The organism is Acidicapsa borealis (genome assembly GCF_059115245.1).
Map to the genome: position 1 here is coordinate 2,224,281 of NZ_JCACNY010000001.1, position 26,166 is coordinate 2,250,446.

Consider the following 26,166-nt stretch of genomic DNA (forward strand, 5'->3'; position numbering starts at 1 on the left):
GAATGCCCGTTGTCCTGGAGCAAAATACGGACAAGAAGAGAAGCCTCCGCGCCTTGGAGGCTTCCAATTTTTTTCTGGCGGATGTACAAACCGGCCTCGGTCCCTTTCTTGCTGCGTATCTTGCAGGAGCGGGATGGAAGCCCGGCCGTGTAGGTGTGGTGCTTACTCTCGGCGGGGTCATCACGGTTCTGCTGCAAACCCCAGCAGGAGCTTTGGTAGACCGCGTCCGCGCGAAGCGCGCCGTGCTGATCACCGGCACCGTTGTACTGGCGATCGGCGCGATATTACTCGCCATTACCTCGGCACCATGGGCTGTCTATTCTTCGCAGATCCTGATTGGTGGAGCAGGCCCATTTCTCGCGCCAACCCTCGCGGCGATTACGATGGGCCTCGTCGGCATCAAGCTCTTTGACCGGCAGTTCGGACGCAACCAATCGTTCAACTCCGCAGGCAATGTCGCTTGCGCACTGCTCATTGCTGCCATAAGTCACTTCTACGGCAACCGGGCAATCTTCATCATCGCAGCGGTATTGACGATACCAACCGTAGTCTCTGTCCTCGCAATCCGCAGCGACCATATTGACTACGAACTCTCGCGTGGCGGAAGGGAAGTGTCCGATCACGCATCGGAGCCGAAAGCGGAATCCATGCTGAAGGCACTGCTGGGCGACCGCGTGTTGCTGACCTTTTTAGTCTGTGCCTTCTTCTTTCATTTCGCCAACGCAGCGATGCTGCCGCAACTAGGCGAGATGCTCTCGCAAGGAAGAGACGCCACTGCCGCGCCGTTCATGTCGGCATGCATCATCGTCACGCAGGTCGTCATCATGTGCTCCGCGGCGTGGATAGGCAGCATGGCTAACAGGCGCGGTCGTAAACCCCTGCTCCTGCTTGGATTTGCTGTGTTACCCGTACGCGCCGTGCTTTATACGCTCACGCACAAAACAGGAAGTCTCGTCGCAATCCAACTTCTCGACGGAGTTGCGAACGCAATCTTTGGCGTAGTCTCCGTGCTGGTAATTGCCGACCTAACCCGCGGTAGCGGCAGATTCAATCTTGTGCAGGGCGCGCTGGCAACAGCGGTGGGCATGGGTGCTGCCTTAAGCACGACGTTCGGGGGCAAGTTGATTCAGTACTACGGCTATTCCGCATCATTCCTGGGTCTTGGGGCGGTCGCCGCCATAGCGTTGCTGGTTCTGTGGCTGGGAGTTCCAGAAACTCTGGCAGACAAACCACCACGAGAGGTTTCGCCTCAGCCTAAACCTGACCTGGAGAAAGCAGTATGACAGTCACAAGTTCCCTGCAATCCTTTATGCCGAATCCAGTGGATTGCGCCGGCGTCATCTCATGGATCCACGTCGGCGATCTCCATATGACCGCAGCGGGAGAGCAAAACGACATCGATTTGAAGGCCATCGTCAAGCAAATCAATGCTCTCTATGCGGACAGCATATGCTTCGTCTACCTGCCCGGCGATATTGCAGAGCATGGAGATCGCGAAGCGTACGCAGTTGCGAGACATGCCTTGGATAAGCTGCATGTGCCATGGTGCGCAATCGTAGGGGACCATGACGTTCACGAGAAAAGCCATGCGAACTTTCTGGAGGCCATGTCAGAGAAGACACATTATGCATTTACCGTCGACAAGGTACGATTTCTTGCGCTGAATGCATTCGACATTGCCCATCCCGCATCCTTCGCCATCGAAGAAGAGCAGCTAAGCTGGCTTGAGAGGGAACTCCAGCAAGCCTCTGCGTTGGATCAGCAGAAGATCATCTTGCTGCATTGCTATCCGAGTGATCTGAAATCCGGCGGTGAACGGTTACAGGCAATGTTGCGCAAGTATCGCGTGATGCTCGTCGAGATGGGCCACACGCACTATAACGAAATCGCCAACGATGGCGATATGTTATACGCAGCGACACGTTCGACAGGGCAGATCGAAGAGGGCCCCGTCGGTTTTTCCGTCACATGTGTTGATCGTGACGTGGTGAGTTGGAAATTCTTTGAACCAGAGCACGTGCCCGCGGTGATGATTACCTCGCCTGCAGACCATCGCTTAAGAATTGGCACCGCTGGAACCGCCGTGAAGAATTCACTCCGCGTGCGGGCCAAGGTCTGGAGCAGCGCAGAAATCCACAGCGTTTATGCACTCGTGGGCGATAGAAACGCTGAGATGAAACAGATCGCAGGGAGCCGTGTCTGGGAAGCTGATCTCTCTGTGCAAGACCTTGAGAGTGGTTTACATGATTTGACCGTATCTGCCGTGGATACAAATGGCGGCGGTGCGGAAGACGTGATCCGCATTGCGATTGGCGAGACGGATAAGCCTTTGAGAACCTTTCAAGAGCGCGATCAGGATAACGATATTGGCGCCTGGCCTGAGCACGGACTACTCGGCACCCAATTGGGACCGAACAAGAATGGGAGAAAATGGTAAATGCTGTCTCCTGAACTTGTTCATATCGTTCTCCCGCTGATCATCGCTCTCAGTATCGTCCTAATGTTGATTCGTCCACGAGGCATTGCTGAGGTCTATTGGATCGGCGGCGGTGCGCTGCTGCTGATCGTCCTTGGCCTGGTGCCGTTGCACCTGGCTGGAAAAGCAGTTGCTGATGGCACAGATGTCTATCTCTTTCTCATTGGCATGATGCTCCTGTCAGAACTGGCGCGTGAGCATGGAGTCTTTGACTGGGTCTCGTCCCTCGCAGTACAGCTGGCGCGAGGATCAAGCATGCGCTTGTTCACGCTCGTATACGCGGTAGGCACGTTGGTCACAATTTTTATGTCCAACGATGCAACCGCAGTCGTGCTGACACCCGCAATTCTGCATGCGGCTGGCAAAGCAAGAGTGAAGCCGCTGCCATACCTCTTCGTCTGCGCATTGATCGCCAACGCAGCCTCCTTCGTGCTGCCGATTTCGAATCCTGCAAACCTCGTCGTCTTTCACGATCGAATGCCTCCATTGGGCCGATGGATGATGTCGTTCGGAGTTCCATCTGCGCTGTCAATTCTGTCTACCTACTTCGTTCTGCGGTGGCTGTTTCGCAAGGATTTGGGTACCCCTCTGCAAAGCGAAGAGCCCACCCATGTCAGCCTTTCCACGCAAGGCAAGCTCGTCCTGTATGGACTTGCAGGGATGATAGCGGTGCTGATGATTGCCTCAGCGTTGGATAAGGATCTGGGCCTGCCGACGTGCCTTGCAGCCCTGGGAATTACGGCCATCGTGTCCATAACTGCGAAGACCAATCCTCTACCACTACTTCGAGAAATCAGTTGGGGCACTCTGGCTTTGGTTGCAGGCCTTTTCATCATGGTCGATGCAGTCGAGAGCATCGGAGCACTGACGCTCACGAAGCAGTGGCTTACGTGGGCACAGGGATTGGCTCCGGCCGTCGGCGCACTCACGACTGGCTTCGTCGTCGCCGTGGCGAATAACCTGGTGAATAATCTTCCACTCGGCCTGATCGCGGGAGGAACACTGGCAGCGGCTCACGCCCAGGGCCTCGTTGCGGACGCAGTTTTGATTGGTGTGGATCTAGGTCCGAATCTGTCAGTGACTGGCTCATTGGCCACGATCCTGTGGCTGCTCGCATTGCGAAAAGAGCAACAGGACGTGAGCTTCTGGCGCTTTCTGAGCGTTGGAGTTGTCGCCATGCCGATTGCACTTCTATTCGCTCTAGGCGGAGCTATCGCAATGCAAATCTTATTTCACACCTCGTAGTCGTTCAATCCATCTCAAATGGAGACACGTATGAATATCGGTTGGATGGTCCCATTCATTCTTGTAGGCGGTGCTATGCAGTCCTGCGGAGCAGCGATGAACGGTCAGCTGAATAAATCGCTTGTAAACCCCTGGCTGGCATCTGCGGTATCATTTGCCGTCATCACCTTTTTCTTCGCTGGCCTGTTTTTTGCCATGCCGCATCCGCTTCCTTCCTCGAAGGACCTGGCGGCCATGCCATGGTGGGCCGTGCTGGGCGGATTGGTGGGAGCTGTGCAGGTCTTCGCGGGTCTTACGCTTGTGACCAAGGTAGGCGCAGGGCCATTCGTTGGCCTCACGGTAACGGCCGCCCTTATCATGTCACTCGTCATCGATCACTTCGGTTGGTTCCGCATGGAAACACATCCGATCTCCCTGCTGAAGATCGTCGGGGCGGCGCTGCTTGTAGGCGGAATCGCGCTCATCACAAAGGCCTGAATCCTCCTTTGCGACTGCATAAGCTTCAGGTTCGCTCAATCGACGATGGTTTGCGGATCTGCTGCATCCGGTTAACTTGGCGAGCAAGATGTACGCCGTACCCAAGGTCGGGATGTCTATCGCCAGCGAAAGATTTTTAGCGATACTGCAAACGGTACAACCAGCCACGCCAGCAGGATTGCGATAGGTGTGATCATCTGGCTCATACTCTGCCCCTGAAGCATGTTACCGCGCAGCGTATCGATGGCAGCCGTCAGCGGCAGCGCGCGCACAAATGGCTGGATCACAGCAGGGAAGCGCGAGGCGGAGAAGAACACACCAGAGAGAATCCACATCGGCAGCATGACGAGATTCATCAACCCCGACGCAGCTTCCATGGTCTTGGCTCGCGACGCTGTGAGTAGTCCAAGCGCGGAGAAGCTAAGTGATATCAGGATGCACAGCAGTCCAAGTTGCCAGAGAGACCCGCGAAAGGGAACCCCAAAGGCAACAGCAGCGAAGCCCAGGAAGACCACTACTTCAATCGCCAGCATCACGATGCGTGAGAGCAGGAAGGACGCCAGGTATTGCCACTTGGGCATTGGCGACGCAACGAGCCGTTTCAGCAGCTTCTTCTGGCGAGCCTCAACGATGGCAAAGCCAAGCCCCCAAATCGCCGGTCCCATCAGATTCATTCCCAGCAGTCCGGGCACGACGAAGTCAATGTAGCGAGCACCCTTCTCGTGCGTGAGCTGATTTTCCGTATGTACCTTGTCCTGTTGTCCGGATGAGGTTTGAATTGCTCGATCGGCAATAAGTCTCGCCGTGCGTGCGTCTGGATTGGTGTCGTCGTATTTGTACGTCACAGAACCGTCTGGCTTGTCGATGGCAAAGAGCAGAATGCTTCCAGTCGCCAGCGCGTGCTGCGCCTCAGACGCGTTCATCGTGGACGCAGTCAGGCCTTTGTCGCTGGCCAGCTTCTGCGTGAGTTGCGGCGTTGTCGCCGCCACCTGCAGCACATCCGCGGGTCGATTCCGGAACGCCAGACCAAGCCCGACCGCGAGGATGATAGGAAAAATAAACGTCCAGAAGATGGCCTCAGGCTCGCGCAGGAAAAGCCGAAAGCGCACGGCCGTGAGCTGAAAGAGGCTGCTGTGATCCATGGCTCCGTTACTCATCTCTGAGGTTCCTTCCTGTCAGGCCGACAAAGACGTCTTCCAGCGATGCGGAGTGCGTACGAAATTCGCTGAGATGCAAACCTTGCGCGGCTAAATCAGCGAAGATGCGCGGCACCGCGATATGCAGTTCCGATACAGAAAGTTGATGCAGCCCGGCATCCACACGATGGGACTGAATGCCCGGAATGGCTAACAAAGCCGTGGTATCGACTGCAGCCTGTCCGCTCACTGCAAACTCGACAACATGCTCTCCGCCAACCGAAGCGATGAGTTGTTGCGGCGTACCGAGGGCGATGATCTTGCCATGATCCATGATCGCAACGCGATCACTGAGCCGCTCAGCCTCGTCCATGTAATGCGTCGTCAGGATGATCGTGCGTCCTGCTTTCTTCAACTCATCGACCAGGTCCCACAGATGCCGCCGAGCCTGCGGGTCAAGACCGGTCGTAGGCTCATCGAGAAAAAGCAATTCAGGATCACCCACGAGTGCACAAGCCATCGCAAGTCGCTGCTTCTGTCCGCCCGAGAGGCCCCCGACGCGTGAGTTTCGCTTCTCCTCAAGCTGTGCCGTCTTGATCGACTCTTCGACAGAGATGCCACGTTTGAAGAAGCTTCTGAAGAGCCGAATCGTCTCCTCGACCGTAAGCTTGTCCGGAAACTGTGTCTCCTGCAGTTGAATGCCGATGCGCTGACGCAACTCATCGGCATTGCTTCGCCAGTTCAGACCAAGCAGCTCAACTGTGCCCGAGTCCGGATCCGTCAGTCCTTCGCAAATCTCAATCGTGGTCGTCTTACCGGCGCCATTCGGACCAAGCAGGCCAAAGCATTCGCCACGCGCCACTTCGAGGTCGAGGCCATTCACGGCTACGACGTCTGCAAAGGCCTTGCGCAGCCCACGCAGCAGCAGCGAAGGGCCGTTCGCTGCCCCATTACCAGAATTGATACTCACATGTGCCATCGCGTTAAGACTAAGCGGACTAGCTCTTTCAATCAAGCTATCTTTCGATGGTCTGCGACGCGGGCGTTCATGCTTTGGGGAGGGGATGCGCAATCCACCATTTATAACCAAATGGGTCCAGAACGCCAGCCATGCGATCGCCGTAGGGCTGATTAGCAGGCTCGCGCAGGCTCGTCGCTCCCGCGGCAAGCGCAGCCTGATACGTAGAGTCGCATTGCTCCACATACAGCATCAGAGCGATAGGCGATCCACCAAAGTGTCCAGGAGAGAATGCGCCGATTTCCGGGTGCTCATCGGCCATCATCAAGATCGAATCGCCAAGCTGCAGTTCGGCGTGTGTAGTTCTGCCCTTCCCATCGTCCATGTGCAGACGCTCGGTTGCTCCAAAGACTCTGGCATAGAAAGCGATAGCCTCCTTGCAGTTGGCAAAGATCAAGTAAGGTTGCAGATTGTGATAGTCATCGGGAAGTGATTTCGCGTCCTCAGTCATAGGTTCCTCCATACACAAGCATTGTGGAGGATTGCGGCATGGCATGATTGTAAAAAAGTGACGTACGCGTAAATTTCAAGGAGGATGGCAATTATCCCAGAGGAATATGATTCAGATGAGGCCCGGCGAGTCTCGCGTACTGGGTCGGTTTAGGCCTGAAAAGTGCTCCAATGCAATCCAGTTATTCCATATGCAGCAACGCCGCCATCGTTTCCACGCCATCCCACAGGTTTTTCAGCCGGAGGTTTTCGTCAGCCGCATGCTGGTTGTCATCATAGTTGGCGATGGGAATGGTGATTGTTCGCGCCCCTGTGCTACGTTCCATGGCGCCGAGAGGCACGCTGCCTCCCATCGTTGGCAGGAGTACAACATCACCGTGAGCAGACTCCACTGCATGGATCACCTGCTGTGCGACTGGCAGATCCATGGGGGTTCGAACGGCGTTATAGCTTGCCTGGTCAAGCACAACGCGGGCCACCTTGCGATGGGCAAGAAGCGTCTCGCGCGAAGGCTCGTCCGCAGTGACAAAATAACCTTGCGAGCGGATGTATTCGACGACGCGTTGTTGTTGCTCCCGCCAGTCAATGCCAACCACCAGGCGAAGGTCAAGATCGCCAATGGCCGTCGCAGGAATGACGTTTGCAGCATGTGCGCCGATCTGACCAGAAGACATGCCACGAATATTCAGCGACGGCTGATTGATAAGCGAGAGCAGATGTTCGCCGTTGCCGTCCGTATGTCCCAGTGCGAAAGCATCCATGAGCATTCGATCATTCACAGGAGCGTGAGCCAAAGCCTGCTTTTCTATGTCGGTGAGTGGCGCAATCCCATCGTAAAAATGTGGAATGAGGACATGGCCAGACTCATCCTTCATACCTGCCAGTAATTGCGCCAGCATCAACGCGGGGTTCGGTGCCCAGTTGCCATAGATCCCACTATGCAAGCCGTGACTCGGACCATAGACGGTGATATCGATATGCGTATCGCCGCGAGCGCCAAAGACCACGGTCTGCTTGCCGCCTTGATCGACTGGGCCATCGCAAACCAACATCACATCCCCGCTGACGAGTTCCTTGTGTGCGGAGAGAATGGCCTCAAGATGCGGCGAGCCAGCCTCTTCTTCTCCATCCCAGAGAAAACGGATGTTCGCTCGCAGCGGAATCTTCGAGGAGCGCAGAGCATCCAGCGCGGTAAGCTGCGCAAAGATCGCGGCCTTGTCGTCCCCAGCCCCTCGCGCATAGATGCGCTGCTCACCGTGCACTTCTTTCAGCAACGGAGTGAACGGAGGAGTGACGGTCCACTCAGACGGCGTCACCGGCTGCCCGTCATAATGAGCATAGAAGACAATGGTATGCTTCGCGCCGGGTGTCTTGATTTCCCCGTAGACGACCGGCGGCGCACCTGCAACCGATAAGAGTCGTGCTTCCGCTCCGCGCTGCTTGAGCATGGAGACAAGCGTATCCGCGTTACGCTGAAGGTTGGCCGGATCAGCTGCAACGTTGGGAATCGCGAGCAGCTTGCTGTACTCCTCAATAAGCTCATCCCGGTGCGCGGCAGTGTATTGGTGCGCAGCTTCGGATGGACTCTGCGCGACAATTGCCGGTGCAGGCATCAGCAAGAGGCTAAGTGCGAAGTAGCGCGAAATCATGCCTCAGTTTAGCCCATTTCAGCCACTGCTAGGTATCATGTTCCGATGAGTTTGAAACGAATATTTGCTGTCATCGCGCTAGTCACTGTTTCAGTCGTGCTGCACGGGCAAACCAGAACGGTTGCGATAACCATTGACGATCTGCCATTCGTATCCGGCGACAACACCAAGCCGCTTTCACCTGCGGATGCAAAGTGGGCTGCAGCTTCGAATCATAAGCTTCTGATGGGCTTCGCACGCCATCACGTGCCGGTAGTAGGACTCGTCAATGAATCAGGAGTCGAATCATTGGGTGCTCCTGCCGGAACGAAGATTCTGCGCGAATGGACACAACGCGGCTTCGATCTCGGCAACCACACATACTCACACCCAAGCTTCAACGACCTCACGGTAGCCCAATTCGAAGACGAGATTGTTCGCGGCGAAAAGACCTTTATGCCATTGATGAAAGCGGCCGGACACGATGCAAGGTTCTTCCGCTTTCCCTTCAACAACACCGGAGATACGAAGGAGAAACACGACGCAGTTGCGACCTTTCTCAAAGATCGCGGATACAAGACTGCCCCATGCACCATCGACGACGAAGACTGGCTCTTCAACGCCACCTACTTTCGTGCGCATGCCCATCACGACGAAGCAACAGCAGCAAAGGTACGCAATGCTTTCCTCGCCTATGCTGCGGCGGAGATCGACTACTACACAGCGCTGAACAGACAGGTCCTCGGATATGATCCGCCGCATATCATGTTGATCCATGACAACCCTCTGAATGCAGATGTAATCGACGATTTGCTTGCACTGTTTGAGAAGCGCGGCTATCGTTTCGTCACGCTGGCGCAGGCAGAGGTGGACCCGGTCTACCAGGCACCTGAGACAGACATCACCAGGTTCGGCCCAATGTGGGGCTACCGCTGGGCGCGCGAACGCAACATATCCGTCAAAGGAAACAACGAGCCGGAGCCTCCTAAGTGGATCGAAGAGTACGGCAAGAAATAAATTGAGTAACTAGACGGTCCGCGTAATAGCCACCACGGTGATATCGTCCGATTGTCCAAACAGCCTGGCCGTCTCAACAATCTCCGCCGCAGGACGCGTCGACATCCGCTGTCCTTGATCGAAACCAAGCAAGCGGCCCCGCGTATCCTGCGCTTCCACCACGCCATCGGTGTAAAACGTAAGCCTGCTCCCAGGAGCGAGCCAGAACTGCGTACTGGGATACTGAGCCACGTCAAGGATGCCCAGCGGCAGCGCGCCCGGTGACTCAACCTCACCCCCATCCAGATACGGTGAAAGATGCCCGGCGTTGGCTAGAGTTACCACGCCATCTGCGGTGATGTGAACCGCAAGCGCAGTCGAAAATCCGCCCCGCGAGCGCCCAACTAGACGCTCGTTGAGCTGCGCCATAATCTCACTAGGGTCATTGCTGTAGGCCGCAGCAGTGCGCGTTGCACCCACCAGTACGGACACCATCATCGCCGCCGGCAGTCCTTTGCCGGCAACGTCTCCAATCACCAGCAGCACACCGCCATCGTTCGTCGGTATCACCTGAAAGAAGTCACCACCCACCTGCTGCGCCGGCAAGTACGCACTCTCAATCTCAAATCCAGGAATCGCATCGCCCTGCTCCGGAAGCATCACCAGCTGCACTTCGCGCGCAGCTTCCAGTTCGCTTTCAAGCTGAGCCTGCTGCCGGCTCGTCCGCGTCGCACGCAGAACCATGATGATGGCCAGGTTAAGCGTAGACGCGATTCCGGACACGTTATCGAGTGAGATCAGGAAGGGTCCAGCAGGAAAATTCTGGATCAGCACTAGCCCCTGACGGGCGAATCGAGTCCACGCGGGCACCTGCTGTAGCAGCACGAGGAAGTAGTTCGCGTAAATGTAAAGACTGAACAGCACCGTGGGAATCACGAGAATCCCAGCTTCCCGGTTACCGCGGCGCCAATGCACAATCAAAACGGTTGGAATCACAATCGCCAGCATCACGACGAATGGAAGATTCGTCAGCAATCCGTAGCTGCCCGGCAGGTGTGGGACAAGGGCTTGGTTCGCAAGCTGGCTGTAGGCATTCAGTAGGCCGGCTGCCCCAAGAATGACTCGTAGCTTCCAGCCGATCCTCACGTTGACGAAGGCAAAGTACATCCCAACCCAGAGAATCGGTGACGCGATAGAGAAAGAAACCGAAAAGTATCTCCACCCCAGTGGAATGTTGTCGAACAAGGTGATGACTTGGACCGGAAGTTCAGCCAACCGCATCATTCCCAGACCGAATATCCAGAGATACTCGTACTGGCGGGGCTGGGCCACAAAAAGAACCAGAGCCACAAAACCCAGCCCAATGATGAGGCTGCTATCCAGCAAGTGGAAAAGATTTTGGCCGATCACGTCCAGCCAGAACTCCCTCTGCATCGTGTCCGCCTGCCCAAGCATGAGGTTCCCAGGGGAAAGGCCGGGAAACTGGTTCACCCAATCCTGATCGGTAATGGCCAATCGCACTGCGACGACCAGCGAGCCCGTGGCAACCATCCGGTCAGGAATACGCGCCAACAGTTGCGCATCATAAGTACACGAGACCAAAGGCATCACTCGGCAAGAGGTGATGAGGCGTTCACCATTGACATACACTTCAAACGCACGAGCGATCGTGCCAGCCCGCAGGCCGAGGCCGGTCTGGGATGGATCCACTTGGATACGTCTTCGGTACCACGCGACCCGAGGGTGATTTGCGGGGAAGATCGTGTGCAGAGACTCGCTGAGATCGAGCGCTCTCCATTGCGAATCGTCAAATCCAGCTGCGGAATAGGCCAGCGCGCCAGATCGCATATCTGTTGGCGCGTCTGCAGGCCCCTCTTCCGCTTTGAACATCCAGATGCCATTCAACTCAACCGGCCGCTCCAGATGCGTTGCATCGACAGCGCCAGCCCGCTCTTGCGCCCGTAGCTCGTGCCCAAGAGCCGACACCATCACCACGGCCGCGACGAGGAATAGCCAAAACCGGGATTGCCCTTGGCAGCGCTGGATCGCTCGCGACAGGTTTTTCAATGAGCCTCCAACTGCTTTCCGTTCCAACCTACCATCCTGTACCTCTCCAGTACACTGAAGAGTGGGGAACTAGAACAATGGCAGCACTCTGGACCAAGACAAAAACAACCCTCGAAATGATCAAGTGGGAGCACTCGGTCTTCGCGCTGCCCTTCGCGCTTACCGGGGCACTGCTCGCCGCGCACGGACTTCCCGCGTGGACAACACTCGGCTGGATACTCGTCTGCATGGTCTCCGCGCGCTCGGCTGCCATGGCCTTCAATCGCTGGGCAGACGCCGCCCTCGACGCAGCCAACCCTCGCACCCGCACACGCGCCATCCCCGCCGGGCAGCTCACCCGCGCCTTCGTCCTCGCCTTCACACTCATCATGGTCGCAGTCTTTCTGCTGGCTGCGTGGCGGCTTAATCGCCTCACGCTGGAGCTGGCCCCAGTTGCCTTACTCGTCCTCCTCGGCTACTCCTATATGAAGCGCATTACGCGCTGGACCCACATCGTCCTCGGCCTCGCTCTCGGCATCGCACCATCCGCCGCATGGATCGCCGTCCGCGGCTCGCTCGACTGGCGCATCACCATCCTCACCGCCGTCGTCACCTGCTGGGTCGCCGGTTTCGACATCCTCTACGCGTGCCAGGACATGGACCACGACCGCACTGCAGGCCTCTTCAGCATCCCCCAGGCGCTCGGTCTGGAAGCAGCTTTCTGGATCGCCCGCATCCTGCATTTCGCGGTAGTACTCCTGCTCGCCTGGTTCTCAGTCCTCTTTAACTTCGGCATCGCCGGCAAAGTCGGCGTCGCGACGGTAGCGCTCTTACTCCTCTACGAGCACCTCCTCGTCTCCCCGCGCGACCTGCGCAAACTCAATGCCGCCTTCTTCACCATGAACGGAATCATCGGCATGGTCTTCCTTGTCTTCGTCGCAGCTGATCTGTGGCTTGCCCATTAAGCAACTCCCACCTTCCGGCGGACGCAAGCTGAGATCAGCGGCACCTATGGTATTTTTCGGATACACGTTCTTTCTGTCGCGCAGGAGCGCATTTTGATCAAGATCGCCATCCAGGGGGAACCTGGCTCGTTCAGCCATGAGGCTGCCACCAAGTTTGCCGCCAACGCAGGCGATGCCGCCCGCATCGTCCCCTTCTCCCTCTCGGCCGAGGTCTTCGCCGCCCTCACCCGCGGGGAAGTCGACGTCGCCGTCATCCCCATCGAGAACTCCCTCGCAGGCTCCGTTACCGAGCACTTCGACCTCATGCTCACCCACGACGTGACGATCGTGCGCGAAACCCTGCTCCGCATTCGCCACAACCTCATCGCCATCTCCGGCGCGCAACTCAACCAGATCGACCGCGTCTTCTCCCATCCCGTCGCTCTCGCCCAGTGCCGCCGCTTCCTCGCCGAGCACCCCAAGATGGAATCCTTCGCCTTCTACGACACTGCGGGCAGCGTCAAGCAGCTAGTCGAACTCCGTGACCGCCACGCCGGAGCCATTGCCAGCGAAGAAGCCGCCCGCTACTACGGTGCCCAGATTCTGGTTGCAGGCATTGAGGACAACCCTGAGAACTTCACCCGCTTCTTCTACATCACCCGCTCCGCCGACGCTCAGCCCGATCCGGCCGCCAACAAGCTGAGCCTGGCCTTCACTGTGGAAAACCGGGTAGGAACCCTCGTCGCCGCCCTCTCTGAACTCGCCAAAGAGGGAACTAACCTCACCAAGATTGAGTCCCGCCCCGTCCACGGACGCCCCTGGGAGTACGTCTTTTACGTCGATTGCCAGCTTCACTCCTCGGAGGACGCTACCCGCGCCATTCAGGCCCTACAGCAGCATTGCTCCATGGTCAAAGAACTCGGACGCTACCGGGAAGCGGTCCGGTAGTCTCTCCCACGCCGTCAAAATTGATTCCTCATTAGAGAATGCAAAGCACGCGGGTAATCATCCGTTTGTAAGAATATCGTCAATAAAATCAATCATTTATCGAAATTTGTTTGCGCCTTAGCCTAAAGTTTGGCGCCCCGCCTGCCGATCAAACCGCTATAGCATTTCGCCCGAATCGCTAGAGAACTCATGCAGGCACGGCGTGGCGGGACACGTCGTGCGTCAGAAGTTGCAGAGCTTCCATGGTCAAATCCGGGAACAGGAGGTCGCTTCCCATACGTAACTCTGTGCGTGGACCTTTGCATTGGGGGATAGAGACCGCGATCCCTTTTTGAAACTTTCAGGGTTGTACGGTGTCTAATAAGGAAAGTTGATACGAGGATGCTCATGTTTAGTTCATCGCAAGACCAGAAAGCCGCTCAGACTCCCCAGTCTCCTGCATCCACCCGAGCCTTGCCCGTTCTCCCGGTACGCGACACAGTCCTGTTTCCCCATGCTGTTTTGCCATTGACGGTAGGTCGCGAGAGCTCGATCCAGTTGATTGAGTCGCTCGGCGACCAGCGCACAATCATCGTTGTAGCCCAGCGTGATGCCCGTCAGGATTCCCCACAGCCTCACGAGCTCTACGAATACGGCACGCTCGCGACCGTTCACAAGGTCGTCAAGATGCCGAATCAGAGCCGGTTCGTCTTCACTGAAGGCACGGAACGTATCAAGCTGAGTCGCTTCAGCCAGACCGAGCCATATCTGATGGCCGAGTACGAAACGATATCGGACAAGGAAAGTGCCGATGCCGCAGCGCTCGAGGCTCTGCAGCGCAACGTCATCTTCCAGTTCCAGCAGATCGTCTCCGCCTCGCCAACCCTCTCGGACGAGCTGCAGACGATTGCGGCCAACATTCATGAGCCGAGCCGTCTCGCCGACTTTATCGCCTCATCCCTGCCGTTTCTCACCACGACCGATAAGCAGGAGTTGCTCGAACTCTCCGACGTTGCCGCGCGCCTCGAAAAGGTGAACCAGTGCCTCGCCAAAGAGATCGAAGTCCAGCAGCTCCGTAACAAGATCCAGACCGAAGTCCAGGACCAGGTCCAGCAGTCGCAACGCGACTACTACCTGCGCGAACAGCTCAAGGCAATTCAAAAGGAACTCGGCGAAGTCGATGAAGGACAACGAGATATCGAAGAGTTGCGCGAAAAGATCGAAGCCGCCGGAATGCCCGAAGACGTCAAGAAGGAAGCTCTCAAGGAGCTGAACCGCCTCTCGCGCATGTCCCCCATGGCTTCTGACTCCTCGCTGGTCCGCAATTATGTCGAATGGCTCGCCGCGCTCCCCTGGGCGCGCAGCTCGGGCGAAAAAGTCGACATCGGCAAAGCGCAGGAGATCCTCGCCGACGATCATTATGGCCTCAAGAAGGTCAAAGATCGCATTCTCGACTATCTCAGCGTGCTCGAGCTGAAGCCCGACATGAAGGGACCGATTCTCTGCTTCGTCGGACCTCCCGGCGTGGGCAAAACCTCGCTTGGCCGCTCCATCGCCAAGGCGCTCGGCCGCAAGTTCCAGCGCATCTCCCTCGGCGGCATGCACGACGAAGCGGAAATTCGTGGCCATCGCCGCACCTATATTGGCGCTCTGCCCGGCCAGATCATGCAGTCGATCCGCCGCGCCGACACCAATGACCCGGTCATCATGCTCGACGAGCTAGACAAGCTTGGTCGCGACTTCCGTGGCGACCCGGCTGCGGCCCTGCTCGAAACTCTCGATCCAGAGCAGAACTCAACCTTCCGCGACAACTATCTGGATGTGCCGTTCGACCTCTCCAAGGTGCTCTTTATCTGCACCGCGAACATGCTCGACCCCATCCCCGAGCCGCTGCTCGACCGCATGGAGATCATCTCGCTCCAGGGCTATACCGAGGAGGAAAAGGTCAAGATCGCGTACACCTATTTGATTCCGCGGCAGATCGAGGCCAACGGCATCCCCAAGGAACTGATCGAGTTCCCCGAAGACGCAGTGCGCCATCTCGTTCGCCACTACACCCGTGAAGCTGGCGTACGCCGGATGGAGCAGGTGCTCGGGACGGTCTGCCGCAAGGTGGCCCGCAAGTACGTGGAAGCTCCCAAAAAGGCGGACGGCACGCCTGACTTTGCCAAGCTGGTTATCGATAGAGACCTGCTGCAGGAGTTCCTCGGCGGTATCAAGGTTCGCGTCGACATGGAAGTTTTCGAGCGGACGCGCCGCGCCGGCGTGGCAGTAGGACTCGCCTGGACTCCCGCTGGTGGAGACGTTCTCTTCATCGAAGCCAACAAGATGAAGGGCAAGGGCGGCTTCACCGTCACCGGACAGATCGGCGAAGTCATGCAGGAATCCATGCAGGCCGCGCTTACCTGGGTTCGGTCCAACGCGGCCAGCGTCGGTCTCGAAGAGGACTTCAACTCGCAGGTCGATCTACACATCCACGTCCCGGCAGGCGCCATCCCCAAGGATGGACCGTCCGCAGGCGTGACCATGGTGACAACGCTGGTTTCGCTCATGACCAACACCCCTGTCCGTCCGTTCACCGCGATGACCGGCGAAGTGACGCTCAGTGGTAATGTTCTCCCCGTTGGCGGCATCAAGGAGAAGTTCCTCGCTGCCCGTCGCGCCGGAGTCAAACACGTCATTCTGCCAGCCGAAAACCGCCAGGATGTCGAAGAGGATCTGACCCCCGCCCAGACCGAGGGCGTCACCATCCACTACGCCAGCCGCGTCGAGGAGGTTCTGGCAGCAGCTCTGCCACTCCTCCACGCTCGTCCACAGGACGCCGAAGCCAGCGTCGGAATCGCGCTCGGATCCGTCGCCTAAGTTCCTCCCCCGGAAGACAGACCGCCTCCGATTCATTCGGAGGCGGCCTGTTTTTAGGATATATTACATGAGCTATTGCAGGTTAAAGTATTGATGTATCGATATTTGTTTGCCTGCCTAAATGCGTTAGCTTGCCAGCAGTGCCATCGTTCTGGCCAGCACTTCAACCCCGTTCGCCACCCGCTCAGGCGAAGCATACTCGTCAGGCCTATGGCTTACTCCACCCCGGCATGGCGTAAAAATCATCGCAACCGGAGCAAATCGAGCTACGAAAAGCGAATCGTGGTAAGCCCTGCTGACCATCGTCTGGCTGCTCAATCCAGAAGCGGCAACAGCGTCATGAATAGCCGCCAGAATCGAAGAATCGCAAGCCGCCGGCGGATCAGCATTCACAGTTTCGAAGCTGATCTTTACTCCGCGCCGTTCCGCTACCTCAGCCGCCGCCTCCTTCAGCTTCCGTAGCACCAGATTTCGCCGCTCTCCATCCGTGTCGCGAACATCGGTCTCCAGCCGCACCCGCGACGGCACGGAATTCACGGCTCCAGGAAAAACCTCGCATACCCCCACAGTAGCGACAGTATCCACCGCGCCGGAAGTTTTCGCCGCAAGCTCCAGCGCCAGAATCAACTCCGCCGCCGCCGCCAGCGCATCATGCCGATCCGGCATCAACATCGCCCCGGCGTGACCGCCCTCACCCTCAATCAACACCCGGAGCGAAGCCGGTGCAGCAATATGAGTCACAACGCCGAGATCGATTCCGTCCCGCTCAAGCAGCGGACCCTGCTCGATGTGAAGCTCGACAAAAGCGTGGTAATGCCCCTGCGGCAGGGCTACAGAAGCCAGATCGCCAGAAAATCCCGCCGCCGTTCGAAGTTCGTCCAGCCCTTGACCCTGCTTGTCCCGCAGCGCAAGCGCCTGCTCAGGCGACAGCACCCCACCCATCATCCGGCTGCCGAGGCAACCGATGCCAAAGCGCGTCGGCTCCTCCGATGTAAAGAGAACTAACTCGATCGACCTGCGCGGCTGAAAGCCCGCCCGCTGCAGAGCCCGAATCGCCTCCAGCCCGCCCAGCACGCCAACCGTCCCGTCGTAGGCCCCAGCATTCGGAATCGCATCAATATGTGAGCCCGTCGCCACCGCCGGCAGTTCGGGCTCATTCCCAACCCATCGAAGAAAGGTGTTACCGACAGCATCCTCATGCACCGCAAGACTCGCATCATGAGCAAGTCGCTTCACATATTCCCGCGCCCGTAAGTCACCCTCACTGAATACGATACGAGTCACAACCGGCGGTTCCACTTCAGATATCCGAGCCAGCTCTGCCAGCTCTTCCGTCAACAGCTTGCTATCGATTTCCAGCGAACGGCCGAAGGTCATGGTGGCTCACTTCCAGGGGATGGCGGTACCAGTCTTTATAAATCAGATATTTCGCAGGCGTCTTACCCAGCGCACCAAACCACTGCGGACAATACGGCCCCATCCAGATAAAATCCCCGGCCGTAACCGGATACCAATAGTCGCCCAGCTTATAGATGCCGCCGCCCTCAAGCATCAGCAGCCCGTGTTCCATCACATGGATTTCCGTCTGTGCCAGTGTAGCTCCAGGGGCGTAAGTCATTGTATTCACAGCAAAATCCCATAACGGCCCGTCCGGCATCAATCGCCGCACCTGCAGATCAGGATCGCCGCCAAGCGGCTCGGAGACGGCATCCGATTCGTTCCCGACTACCACTTCAGGTTCGCCGACAACTGTTCCGACGTGGTGCTGATACACCTTTTCGATCACAACCGCCTTGGCAGCGGCCGGAGCATCGATCGAGTGCAGTTTCCCAGCCGGAATATAGATATGTCCGCCCGCGACAAGTGTATATTTCTGACTCGAATCATCATGGAGAGTAACGCTAAGGGAGCCCTCAAGGACGTATAAAAACCGTTGGATCCCACGCTCACTAGCCCAAATCCTTCCACCAGCAGCAAACTCAGCAGTCATTTGCGCGAACTTCGCCCTAATACGCGACCCACAATGAATGATGAAATCAACCTTGCTGGCGTTCGGCAGCGGAGTCCGGATAAAGGTGTCAGGCGTTTGCAGCAAATGATCGGATTTGAGGCTGCTGCGCGACTCCCCAAGCTGATAAAGCATCAAGTACCTCTTTCATAAATCCACGTAAGTCATTGAATGAAAGGAATCTAATGTGAGTAGTACGACGCCAATCGACGCAGGAAGATTCGGGCCGTCGATAGGGCATTCCGCACATCTTCTTCAAGCACATCCTCTGCCGGGTGGTGGCTAATGCCGCCCAGGGAGCGGAGAAAGAGCATCGCCGTGGGTATGCGTGTGGCCATCACCATTGCATCGTGACCCGCACCGGACGGCATCCGCCTGGAGGGAAAACCTGCCGCCTCCAGTGACTCGGCAAGTAGCGCCGTGAGCTGTTCGTCCATCGGCACCGCAGGCTGGGACATCTGCTGAGACCATTCGCACTGTACGCCGCGCCGCTGCGCAATCCGCATCGCGTCATCAAGCAAAGCCGTCACAGCACTCTGCCGTTCGCCGTCGCTCGCATCGCGCACATCCAGGCTGAGCACCACGCTTCCCGGAATCACATTTCCCGCATTCGGTTCGACGCGCAATTTCCCCACAGTAGCCACCAGGCCCGACTCATCGCTCGCCGATACATGCTTGCGCGCGAAAGTCTCCGCCGCGGTAATCCATTCCGAGGCCGCAGCCAGAGCGTCCTGGCGAAGGTGCATCGGTGTCGTACCGGCATGATTTGCCTGGCCGGTAAATCTCAGCTCGCACCGTGTCTGCCCAACGATGGCGGTCACCGCTGCCAGCGAAAGACGTTCCGCCTCAAGCACCGGCCCCTGCTCGATGTGAATTTCAAAGAAACCGATAGCGTCATCGCCAACCAGCGCCTGATCGATCTCCCCAGGATCCAAACCAAAATCCCCAATAGCCTGCCCAAGCGAGACCCCATCGGAATCGGACAGCTCAAGCAGCGCTGGATCAAACCGCCCAGCAACAGCCCGGCTTCCGAGGAATGGAACCCCAAACCGGACTCCCTCTTCTTCAGAAAAGGCGACGACCTCGATGGCCAGCGGAATCCCATCCGCCTGAGCCTGCTCCACCAGCGTCAGCGCCAGAACAACCCCGAGTACACCGTCGAAAGCCCCTGCGTCCGGCACTGTATCAATATGAGACCCGATGAGCAGCCGTTTCGTCAGAACCCCGGCCGGGCGCCATAGACCTCGGAGATTCCCGGCTGCATCCGTCTGAACGCTCATCCCGAGAGCCACCATGCGCCCGCGCAGGTGCTGATGCACATCGGCCACCGGGCGAGTAAGAAAACGCCGCGTCGTCTTGCCCGCTTCCTCGCTCATCGTAGCCAGCAGGCGGCACTCGGCAATGGACTCCACGGCAACATTTCGAATTGTCACTTCAACGGGTTCGCTCATACGGCCGGCCGCAGCTCCTGTCCGTGGGCGACCGGATCCACGATGCCGCCCGAGCCACGCCCCCAGAAGATGCACTCCCCGCGCAGGTAGGTTTCAAGCACACGCCCACGGAGCCGCGCCCCCAGATACGGCGAAAGCTTATGTCGAAAACGAAGATCCTCTTCGGCAACAGTCCACTCGGTATCAGGCTCCAGCACGACAATATCTGCGTCGTACCCGGTAGCCAGCGCGCCTTTTCGTCCGGTCAGTCCCGCCAGCCGCGCCGGCTCCGAAGCCATCCACTTGGCCAGCAACTCCAAGCCGCCGCCGCGTTGATGTAAACCGGTCCAGACAACCGATAGCGCCAGTCCAAGGCTGGCAATTCCGCCCCATGCCTGATCGAAGCGCCCGGATTCGCGGTTCTTCAGCTCCGGCGGGCAAGGGGAGTGGTCGGTTGCGATCATATCGATCACGCCTTCCCGCAGCGCCTGCCAAAGTGCTTCACGGTTCTCCCCATCGCGGATCGGCGGTGCACATTTGTACTCAGTCGCGCCGTCAGGAATCTCATTCGCGGCAAACCACAGATACTGCGGGCATGTCTCTACGGTAATCTTCAGCCCGGCGGCCCGTGCCTTCCGCAGAGCCGGAAGCGCCTTGGCAGTCGCTAAATGCACAATGTGAATTGGCGTATCAAAAAGGGTAGCAAGGCCGATCAGCATCTCGATCGCCTCCAACTCAGCCTCATCAGGGCGCGAGGCAAGGTACGTTCCGTATATGCGCCAATCGCTAGCCTCATTTGCATGGATCGCAGCGGCCGCCCGGTCCACCGGGCCAGCAACCTCGGCATGCGCCAGCAATGGAAGGCCAGTCCCGCGCAGTGCCGCAAGCGCCTTGCGCAACTGCGCCTCGTCCACCCAATCGAATCCATCAATGCCCGAGTGCACCAGAAAGCACTTGAACCCGGGAACTCCGGCTGCAATCATCCCCGGCATCTCGGCTTCATTTCCCCCAGCGCCACCGTTGCCAACAACGCCGCCCCACGTCATCCAGTCCACCCAGACTTGCCCGGCAGCAGACGCGCGTTTTGCTTCCAGAGCCGCAACCGAGATCGTTTCCGGCACGCAATTCAGCGGCATATCCACCACGGTCGTGACCCCGCCAGCTGCTGCCGCTCTCGTTGCCGTCGCAAACCCTTCCCAGTCGCTGCGATCCGCAATCGCAGCCAGCGCCGGATCACCTTCCGGTCCAGCCTGATTCATATGAACGTGGGTGTCGACCAGCCCGGGCATCAATACATAGTCGCCGTAGTCACGAAGATGCGCCGTAGCAGGAACATCATCCCACCCGGCAACCTCGATGATGCGGCCCGCCTTGACGAGGACCGTCGCCGCCCTCAAACCCTCCGGAGTAACGACACGCGTCGAGCGGAAGGCCCAGGTCAGCGTCGTTTTCCAGTTCTCATTTGCCGTGTGTGCCATACTGTCCCTGATCCTGATGTGCAAGCACTGAAGTTCAAGTGTATCGGAGGCCCGAGGACTGATGTCGCAACACCCCAACCCTGAATATCTACGACGCGCCATCCTGCTCGCGCGCGAAAACGTCCTCGCCGGAACCGGTGGCCCATTCGCCGCGCTCATCGTCCGCGACGGCGAAGTCATCGCAGAAGCCGCCAACTCCGTCACCACCACCAACGACCCCACCGCCCACGGCGAAATCAACGCCATCCGCAAGGCCTGCGCAGCGCTCGGCACATTCACGCTCGCCGGCTGCGAAATCTACTCCAGCTGCGAACCCTGCCCCATGTGCCTCGCCGCCATCTACTGGGCGCGCCTCGGCGCAGTCTATTTTGGCTGTGATCAGCAACAGGCAGCGAAAGCCGGCTTCGACGATGCGTTCCTTTATGAAGAGGTGAGCAAGCAGATCCCCGAACGCAGCATCCCGTCTGTTCAGTTGCTTCCCGAGGAAGCATGGGAAGCATTCGCGACGTGGCTAACGCTGCCAACCAAGGTTGATTACTGAAAACGGTCTGCCAAATACCTTAGAGGTCTCAAAGATGGAAATATCCCTGCCGGCCTCAATGCAGGAATTCGTGGAAACACAGATAGAAATAGGCGGCTACTCCAGCGCCAGTGAGTACTTCCGGGAACTGGTCCGCGCCGAACAAAAGCGCCAGGCAAAACAGCAGCTCGAACAAGTGCTGCTCAGCGCTCTTGGTTCCGGTGATCCTGCGGAAGTAAGTCCCGAGCTATTGGAAGAAGCCAGCAAGAGGATGCGTTCAGGAACTCGACAGCGATAAGTCGCTGGCTTGCCCCGCCCATCTTACCCAACCCCCAGCGCCTGCGCGGCAAGCGCCGTCCCCTCGACCCGTGCCTGAATCTTCCCAAAAGCCACATCGCGCGCCGTCGAGACATCGTCGGCAAAGGGCGAGAACCCGCAATCATCCGTTGTTCCTAGCCGATCGAGCGGAAGATACTTCGCCGCCTCCAGCACCCGGTCGCGAACTTCCGCCGGCGTCTCGACCGCTCGCGAGATCGGGTCAATCACCCCGATAAACACGTGATGCTGCGGCCCAGCCAGTTCGCTCACCAATTGCAGCACGCGCCCACGATCCGGCTCGCTGGCCATCTGCAGATAAAAGCGGCCCACATTCATCTTGAAGAGCTCAGGCAGCAGCCCGGCATAGTCGATATCCGCCGAGTGCGTCGAATCGTGGTCGCCACCGGGGCAAACGTGGACCCCGATTTTGGGCCGCTCCGCAGAAGTGAAGCGCTCCAGCACCTGGTTGTTCAGAGCAATGAAGCTACGCAGCAGCCCGCCAGGAGGATCGAGCTTGAGCGAAAGCCGCCCCTCTGTAAAGTCAATCTGCACGCTGTCCGCCCCGGCATCCAGCGCGCCGCGAATGTCAGCCTCAGCCTCGTTCAAAAGATCGGCAACAAACTCCTCGCGCGAATATCCTGCAACGCCATCGGCTGGATAGAGCAGACTCAGCGCCGAGGCAGAGATCACCGCTTGCTTGATCGGCTTATGCGTGAGCGCTTTCGCCGCCGAAGTATAGCTCCCCGCATGAACGCCATAGCGGAAGGGCCCAGCCGCGAGCCGCGGCAACTGTCGCTGGTGTCCATCTGCAAACGGAATGACCGCCCCATCCGAAGCAAGATTGGTCAACCCGCTCAGCGGATACGTGGCGAAGCTCGGCTTGGTCTGCTCGCCATCGGTCAACACCGGCGACCCAGTCTGTTCCAGCCGCGTGATCGTGTCCTGTAGTGCAGCTTTGTAAACGCTGTCCAACTGTGAAGCCGCCAGGTTGCCGGATTGAAACAGCCCAAGCGCTTCCAGCAGTTGCGGAGGACGAGGGATACTGCCAATCGATTCAGTGGGGATAGCCATGCAGCCGAGACTACCAAGCCCATACGCAGCAATGCGTCCATCAAAAGGATGACTTCAGGTAAAGTGATGCGCTATTTGCTGTCAGCAGTTCTCGCCGTCGCAGCGGACCGCACATTCGTCTCCGCCTGCACCTTCCCCATGTCCTGTCCAAGCATCCGGCCATGGTCCACCTTCAGCACGCCGCCCACGTAAACACGCTCCATGTCCCGCTCTGCCGCCACCAGCACCAGGCTCGCATACGGATCGAAGACCGTCCCAAACCGCGTCGGATCAATCACCAGAAAATCAGCAAACTTACCCGTCTCCAAACTACCCAGCTTGTTCTTCACGCCCATCACATCCGCCGAACCCATCGTATGCAGATACAGCACCTGGTAGGGGCTCATAATCGTCGCATCCTCATACTTGTCGCGAATCGCATACAGCCCCGTCCGCATATTCTCGAACGGATCAGCAAGGTCAGCGCTAGCCTCGCCATCCACGCCCATGCCCACGCGCACACCCATCTTCAGATACTTCGGTATATCCGCCACCCCCGAAGCCAGCCGCCCATTGGACAGCGGATTCCAACTCATCCCTCCACCCGCCTTCGCGGTAGCCTCAAGAATCGCGTCATTCGTATGAATGAAGTGTCCGAAGTAAAGCCCATTCGTCCCCAGCAGCCCGCTATCCACATACCACTTGAACTTCGCCTGATCCGCAGGCACATTCCCCGGCGGCTCCAGAAAGTGGCTCTGGTTCCCCAGATGGAACTTGTCCATCATCGCCTTCTCCGCCACGGACTGCTGATACGTGTCATTAAACGAAGTCATCCCGTTCACCATCACGCTTAGCAACTGGCTCGACTCCGGCTGCCCCTTCTGCCAGTCCATGAACTGCTGCAGCCGCGCCATCGCCATCTCCTGCGTATCGGTCGCGCTGATGCGGTCCGGCTGATACCCATACACAAAGCGAATCCCCGAATCGATGTCCGCCTTGTAACTCCACTTATCGCACTCAATTCCCATGCAGTTCCCACGCGACGACCCACCATAGGTGAAGTCATAAGCACCCGTGATGCCATGCTGCAGATGATCCAACGCCCCATCCAGCGTGAACCAGTAAAAATCCTCGGGCTTGGCATGAAGCGCCTTGCCCGTGTACAGCCCATCAATCCAGGCCAGCAGCGTCTTGTCCGCCGCAATGCCGCGAAACGCCGCCTGCCAAAGATGGCTGTGCGCCGAAAGAAAACCAGGAACAATCCAGTGCCCGCCCGCATCCCACGTCTGCGCAGCCTTGGCATCCGCAGGCGGCTCACCCGATCCAATACCGGAGATCTTCCCCATAGCGTCCACAACGATGTACCCGGTAAAAGGCTCTTTCTGTCCCGAAGCCATCGTGAACAGCTTCGCATTCCGAATGATCAGCCGCGCCTGCCGCTCCTTCAGCGGAGGCGCTGTGACCTGAGCATGAGCATCTGGAACAGGGAAGAGAATCGCCACAACAGAGCATAGGAGAAGAGAGCAGGTGAGCAATACTTTACGCATCTCTCCTTCATATCGCGGATAGCCCAACAACGCAACGACTTCGTTGGACACTCTGTCCGGCGATCAGCGACGAAGCATGATTTTCGTTGCCGTCCGCCCTGCTTTGCGATATTTTCAGAGTCTCATCCTGCACTTTTACACCTGCGCAGCACTTCCCCCGGAGGAGCATTGAGCACAGCAGTATCCAGCAAGATCGATTCCTCGCTCATCAACGACGACCTCGCGCCCACAACACCTGCGCAGCGCACCTGGGGCACCTACAACTACATCGCCCTCTGGTTCTCCATGTCCATGGAGATCACTACCTACCAGCTCGCGTCCTCCCTCATCGCCAAGGGCATGGACTGGAAGCAGGCCGTCGGCACCGTCGCTCTCGGCAACCTCATCGTGCTCATCCCGATGCTGCTCAATGCCCACGCCGGCGCCAAATACGGCATCCCATTCCCCGTCTTCATCCGCGCGCCCTTCGGCGTTCGCGGCGCCAACATCCCCGCCCTGCTGCGCGCTCTCGTAGCCTGCGGATGGTTCGGCATCCAGACCTGGATCGGCGGCACCGCTATCCACTCCATGATCCTCGTCCTCTGGCCCTCGGTCGCGAGCGTGGACTGGGCCATCGGAGCCTGCTTCATTGGCTTCTGGCTGCTCAACATGGCCGTAGTCTGGCGCGGCGTCGAATCCATCCGCTTCCTCCAGGGCTTCGGCGCACCCTTCATGTTCGTCATGGCGCTCGCGCTGCTGATCTTCGTGCGCGTCAAAGCCGGAGGCTTTGGTTCCATGCTCTCCTCGCCCAGCAAGTTCCATAGCTGGCACGAGTTCCTCCCCGTCTTCTTTCCCGCACTCACCGGCATGGTCGGCTACTGGGCCACCCTCGCGCTCAACATTCCCGACTTTACCCGCTACTCCAAATCGCAGGGCGCACAAATCGTAGGCCAAGGCTTCGGCCTGCCCGTCGCCATGACGCTCTATACCTTCGTCGGCATCAGCGTCACCTCAGCGTCGGTTGTCCTTTTCGGCCGGCCGATCTGGAACCCCATCGAACTCCTCGGCCTCTTCCATCAGCCCGTCGTAGCATTCGTCGCATTGATCGCGATCCTGGTAGCCACCCTCAACGTCAACATCGGCGCCAACGTAGTCAGCCCCTCGAACGACTTTTCCAACCTCTATCCACGCCTCATCAGCTACCGCACCGGCGGCATGATCACCGGAGTCCTCGGCCTCGCCATCCGCCCCTGGAAGCTCATGGCTACCCCCGACAAATACATCGGCTGGCTCGTAGCCTACAGCGGCCTGTTAGGCCCCGTAGCCGGCATCATGGTCTGCGACTACTTCTTCATCCGCCACACTAAGCTATCCGTCAACTCGCTCTATCACCGCGAAGGAATCTACCACTACACCAAAGGCATCAACCCGCGAGCCATCCTCGCGCTCGTCGCCGGAGTCACCGTCGCTATCATAGGCGTCTGGGTCCAAAGCCTCAGCTTCCTCTACGACTACGCCTGGTTCGTAGGATTCTTCGTTGCGGGCTTAGTCTATGCGTTGCTCATGCATCTATCAAAGGTTCCTATAAGCGAACCGGTTAAAGCTAACTAACTTCAACCGGTTCGCCGTCC

Annotated in this window: 22 protein-coding genes; 11 read left to right on the forward strand and 11 right to left on the reverse strand. The window is 58.1% G+C overall.

Going from position 1 to position 26,166, the window contains the following annotated elements; all coding sequences use genetic code 11:
- The first annotated feature begins 2 nt into the window (after positions 1-2).
- From AC5S27_RS09210 to AC5S27_RS09225, 4 genes are read left to right on the forward strand one after another with little or no spacing between them, the layout of a single operon-like run.
- Complete coding sequence (locus AC5S27_RS09210) at positions 3-1,283, forward strand: MFS transporter (RefSeq protein WP_493934271.1); 1,281 nt, start codon at positions 3-5, stop codon at positions 1,281-1,283.
- A gap of 26 nt (positions 1,284-1,309) precedes the next feature.
- Positions 1,310-2,437, forward strand: a complete 1,128-nt coding sequence (locus AC5S27_RS09215) for a metallophosphoesterase family protein (protein ID WP_493934272.1) — start codon at positions 1,310-1,312, stop codon at positions 2,435-2,437.
- Complete coding sequence (locus AC5S27_RS09220) at positions 2,438-3,721, forward strand: arsenic transporter (protein ID WP_493934273.1); 1,284 nt, start codon at positions 2,438-2,440, stop codon at positions 3,719-3,721.
- Positions 3,722-3,751: 30 nt separating this feature from the next.
- On the forward strand, positions 3,752-4,198 hold the full coding sequence (locus tag AC5S27_RS09225) for a DMT family transporter (protein WP_493934274.1): 447 nt from the start codon (positions 3,752-3,754) through the stop codon (positions 4,196-4,198).
- A 116-nt stretch (positions 4,199-4,314) separates the two neighbouring features.
- Here AC5S27_RS09225 and AC5S27_RS09230 read toward each other — a convergent pair whose 3' ends face one another.
- The 4 genes from AC5S27_RS09230 to AC5S27_RS09245 form a co-directional block, all read right to left on the reverse strand.
- Positions 4,315-5,355, reverse strand: a complete 1,041-nt coding sequence (locus AC5S27_RS09230; RefSeq protein WP_493934275.1) for an ABC transporter permease — start codon at positions 5,353-5,355, stop codon at positions 4,315-4,317.
- Positions 5,348-6,304: an ABC transporter ATP-binding protein gene (locus AC5S27_RS09235; protein ID WP_493934276.1), complete on the reverse strand. Its 957-nt coding sequence runs from the start codon at positions 6,302-6,304 to the stop codon at positions 5,348-5,350. Before AC5S27_RS09235 ends, AC5S27_RS09230 begins: the two co-directional genes overlap by 8 nt.
- Before the next feature lie 76 nt (positions 6,305-6,380).
- Positions 6,381-6,803 (reverse strand): VOC family protein, encoded by a 423-nt coding sequence (locus AC5S27_RS09240; protein WP_493934277.1) that lies wholly within the window; start codon positions 6,801-6,803, stop codon positions 6,381-6,383.
- A gap of 181 nt (positions 6,804-6,984) precedes the next feature.
- Positions 6,985-8,451, reverse strand: a complete 1,467-nt coding sequence (locus AC5S27_RS09245; protein WP_493934278.1) for a M20/M25/M40 family metallo-hydrolase — start codon at positions 8,449-8,451, stop codon at positions 6,985-6,987.
- 45 nt (positions 8,452-8,496) lie between these two features.
- On the opposite strand from AC5S27_RS09245, the gene AC5S27_RS09250 reads away from it, so the two are divergent.
- Complete coding sequence (locus tag AC5S27_RS09250) at positions 8,497-9,447, forward strand: polysaccharide deacetylase family protein (RefSeq protein ID WP_493934279.1); 951 nt, start codon at positions 8,497-8,499, stop codon at positions 9,445-9,447.
- 9 nt (positions 9,448-9,456) lie between these two features.
- Here AC5S27_RS09250 and AC5S27_RS09255 read toward each other — a convergent pair whose 3' ends face one another.
- Positions 9,457-11,493, reverse strand: a complete 2,037-nt coding sequence (locus tag AC5S27_RS09255; protein ID WP_493934280.1) for a PP2C family protein-serine/threonine phosphatase — start codon at positions 11,491-11,493, stop codon at positions 9,457-9,459.
- A gap of 77 nt (positions 11,494-11,570) precedes the next feature.
- Between AC5S27_RS09255 and AC5S27_RS09260 the strand changes: the two genes are divergently transcribed.
- The 3 genes from AC5S27_RS09260 to lon all read left to right on the forward strand — a co-directional run bounded on the left by AC5S27_RS09260 (position 11,571) and on the right by lon (position 16,205).
- A complete protein-coding gene (locus AC5S27_RS09260) occupies positions 11,571-12,437 on the forward strand; it encodes a UbiA-like polyprenyltransferase (RefSeq protein ID WP_493934281.1) in 867 nt (288 codons plus the stop codon).
- Between the two features lie 93 nt (positions 12,438-12,530).
- Entirely contained in the window at positions 12,531-13,364 is an 834-nt protein-coding gene (pheA, locus tag AC5S27_RS09265) for a prephenate dehydratase (protein ID WP_493934282.1), read from the forward strand.
- Positions 13,365-13,751: 387 nt separating this feature from the next.
- Positions 13,752-16,205 carry an endopeptidase La gene (gene lon, locus AC5S27_RS09270; protein WP_493934283.1) on the forward strand — a complete coding sequence of 818 codons (2,454 nt, stop codon included), beginning with the start codon at positions 13,752-13,754 and terminating at the stop codon, positions 16,203-16,205.
- A gap of 126 nt (positions 16,206-16,331) precedes the next feature.
- Here lon and AC5S27_RS09275 read toward each other — a convergent pair whose 3' ends face one another.
- The 4 genes from AC5S27_RS09275 to allB are packed head-to-tail and all read right to left on the reverse strand — an operon-like array spanning position 16,332 to position 21,121.
- The gene (locus AC5S27_RS09275; protein ID WP_493934284.1) at positions 16,332-17,582 is read right to left on the reverse strand and encodes a M20 family metallo-hydrolase; all 1,251 of its coding nucleotides are present in this window, start codon (positions 17,580-17,582) and stop codon (positions 16,332-16,334) included.
- Entirely contained in the window at positions 17,551-18,348 is a 798-nt protein-coding gene (gene allE / locus AC5S27_RS09280; RefSeq protein WP_493934285.1) for a (S)-ureidoglycine aminohydrolase, read from the reverse strand. Before allE ends, AC5S27_RS09275 begins: the two co-directional genes overlap by 32 nt.
- 47 nt (positions 18,349-18,395) lie before the next feature.
- Entirely contained in the window at positions 18,396-19,664 is a 1,269-nt protein-coding gene (locus tag AC5S27_RS09285) for an allantoate amidohydrolase (RefSeq protein ID WP_493934286.1), read from the reverse strand.
- Positions 19,661-21,121: an allantoinase AllB gene (gene allB / locus AC5S27_RS09290; protein WP_493934287.1), complete on the reverse strand. Its 1,461-nt coding sequence runs from the start codon at positions 21,119-21,121 to the stop codon at positions 19,661-19,663. The genes AC5S27_RS09285 and allB overlap by 4 nt, the downstream gene beginning before the upstream one ends.
- A 61-nt stretch (positions 21,122-21,182) precedes the next feature.
- On the opposite strand from allB, the gene AC5S27_RS09295 reads away from it, so the two are divergent.
- Entirely contained in the window at positions 21,183-21,662 is a 480-nt protein-coding gene (locus AC5S27_RS09295) for a nucleoside deaminase (protein WP_493934288.1), read from the forward strand.
- Entirely contained in the window at positions 21,652-21,939 is a 288-nt protein-coding gene (locus tag AC5S27_RS09300) for a type II toxin-antitoxin system ParD family antitoxin (RefSeq protein WP_493934289.1), read from the forward strand. Before AC5S27_RS09295 ends, AC5S27_RS09300 begins: the two co-directional genes overlap by 11 nt.
- A gap of 23 nt (positions 21,940-21,962) precedes the next feature.
- Here AC5S27_RS09300 and AC5S27_RS09305 read toward each other — a convergent pair whose 3' ends face one another.
- Positions 21,963-23,030 (reverse strand): cobalamin-independent methionine synthase II family protein, encoded by a 1,068-nt coding sequence (locus AC5S27_RS09305; protein ID WP_493934290.1) that lies wholly within the window; start codon positions 23,028-23,030, stop codon positions 21,963-21,965.
- Between the two features lie 71 nt (positions 23,031-23,101).
- Positions 23,102-24,556 (reverse strand): amidohydrolase family protein, encoded by a 1,455-nt coding sequence (locus tag AC5S27_RS09310; protein ID WP_493934291.1) that lies wholly within the window; start codon positions 24,554-24,556, stop codon positions 23,102-23,104.
- Between the two features lie 168 nt (positions 24,557-24,724).
- On the opposite strand from AC5S27_RS09310, the gene AC5S27_RS09315 reads away from it, so the two are divergent.
- Positions 24,725-26,146, forward strand: coding sequence for an NCS1 family nucleobase:cation symporter-1 (locus tag AC5S27_RS09315; protein WP_493934292.1), 1,422 nt, complete (start codon positions 24,725-24,727; stop codon positions 26,144-26,146).
- The last annotated feature ends 20 nt before the right edge of the window (positions 26,147-26,166 follow it).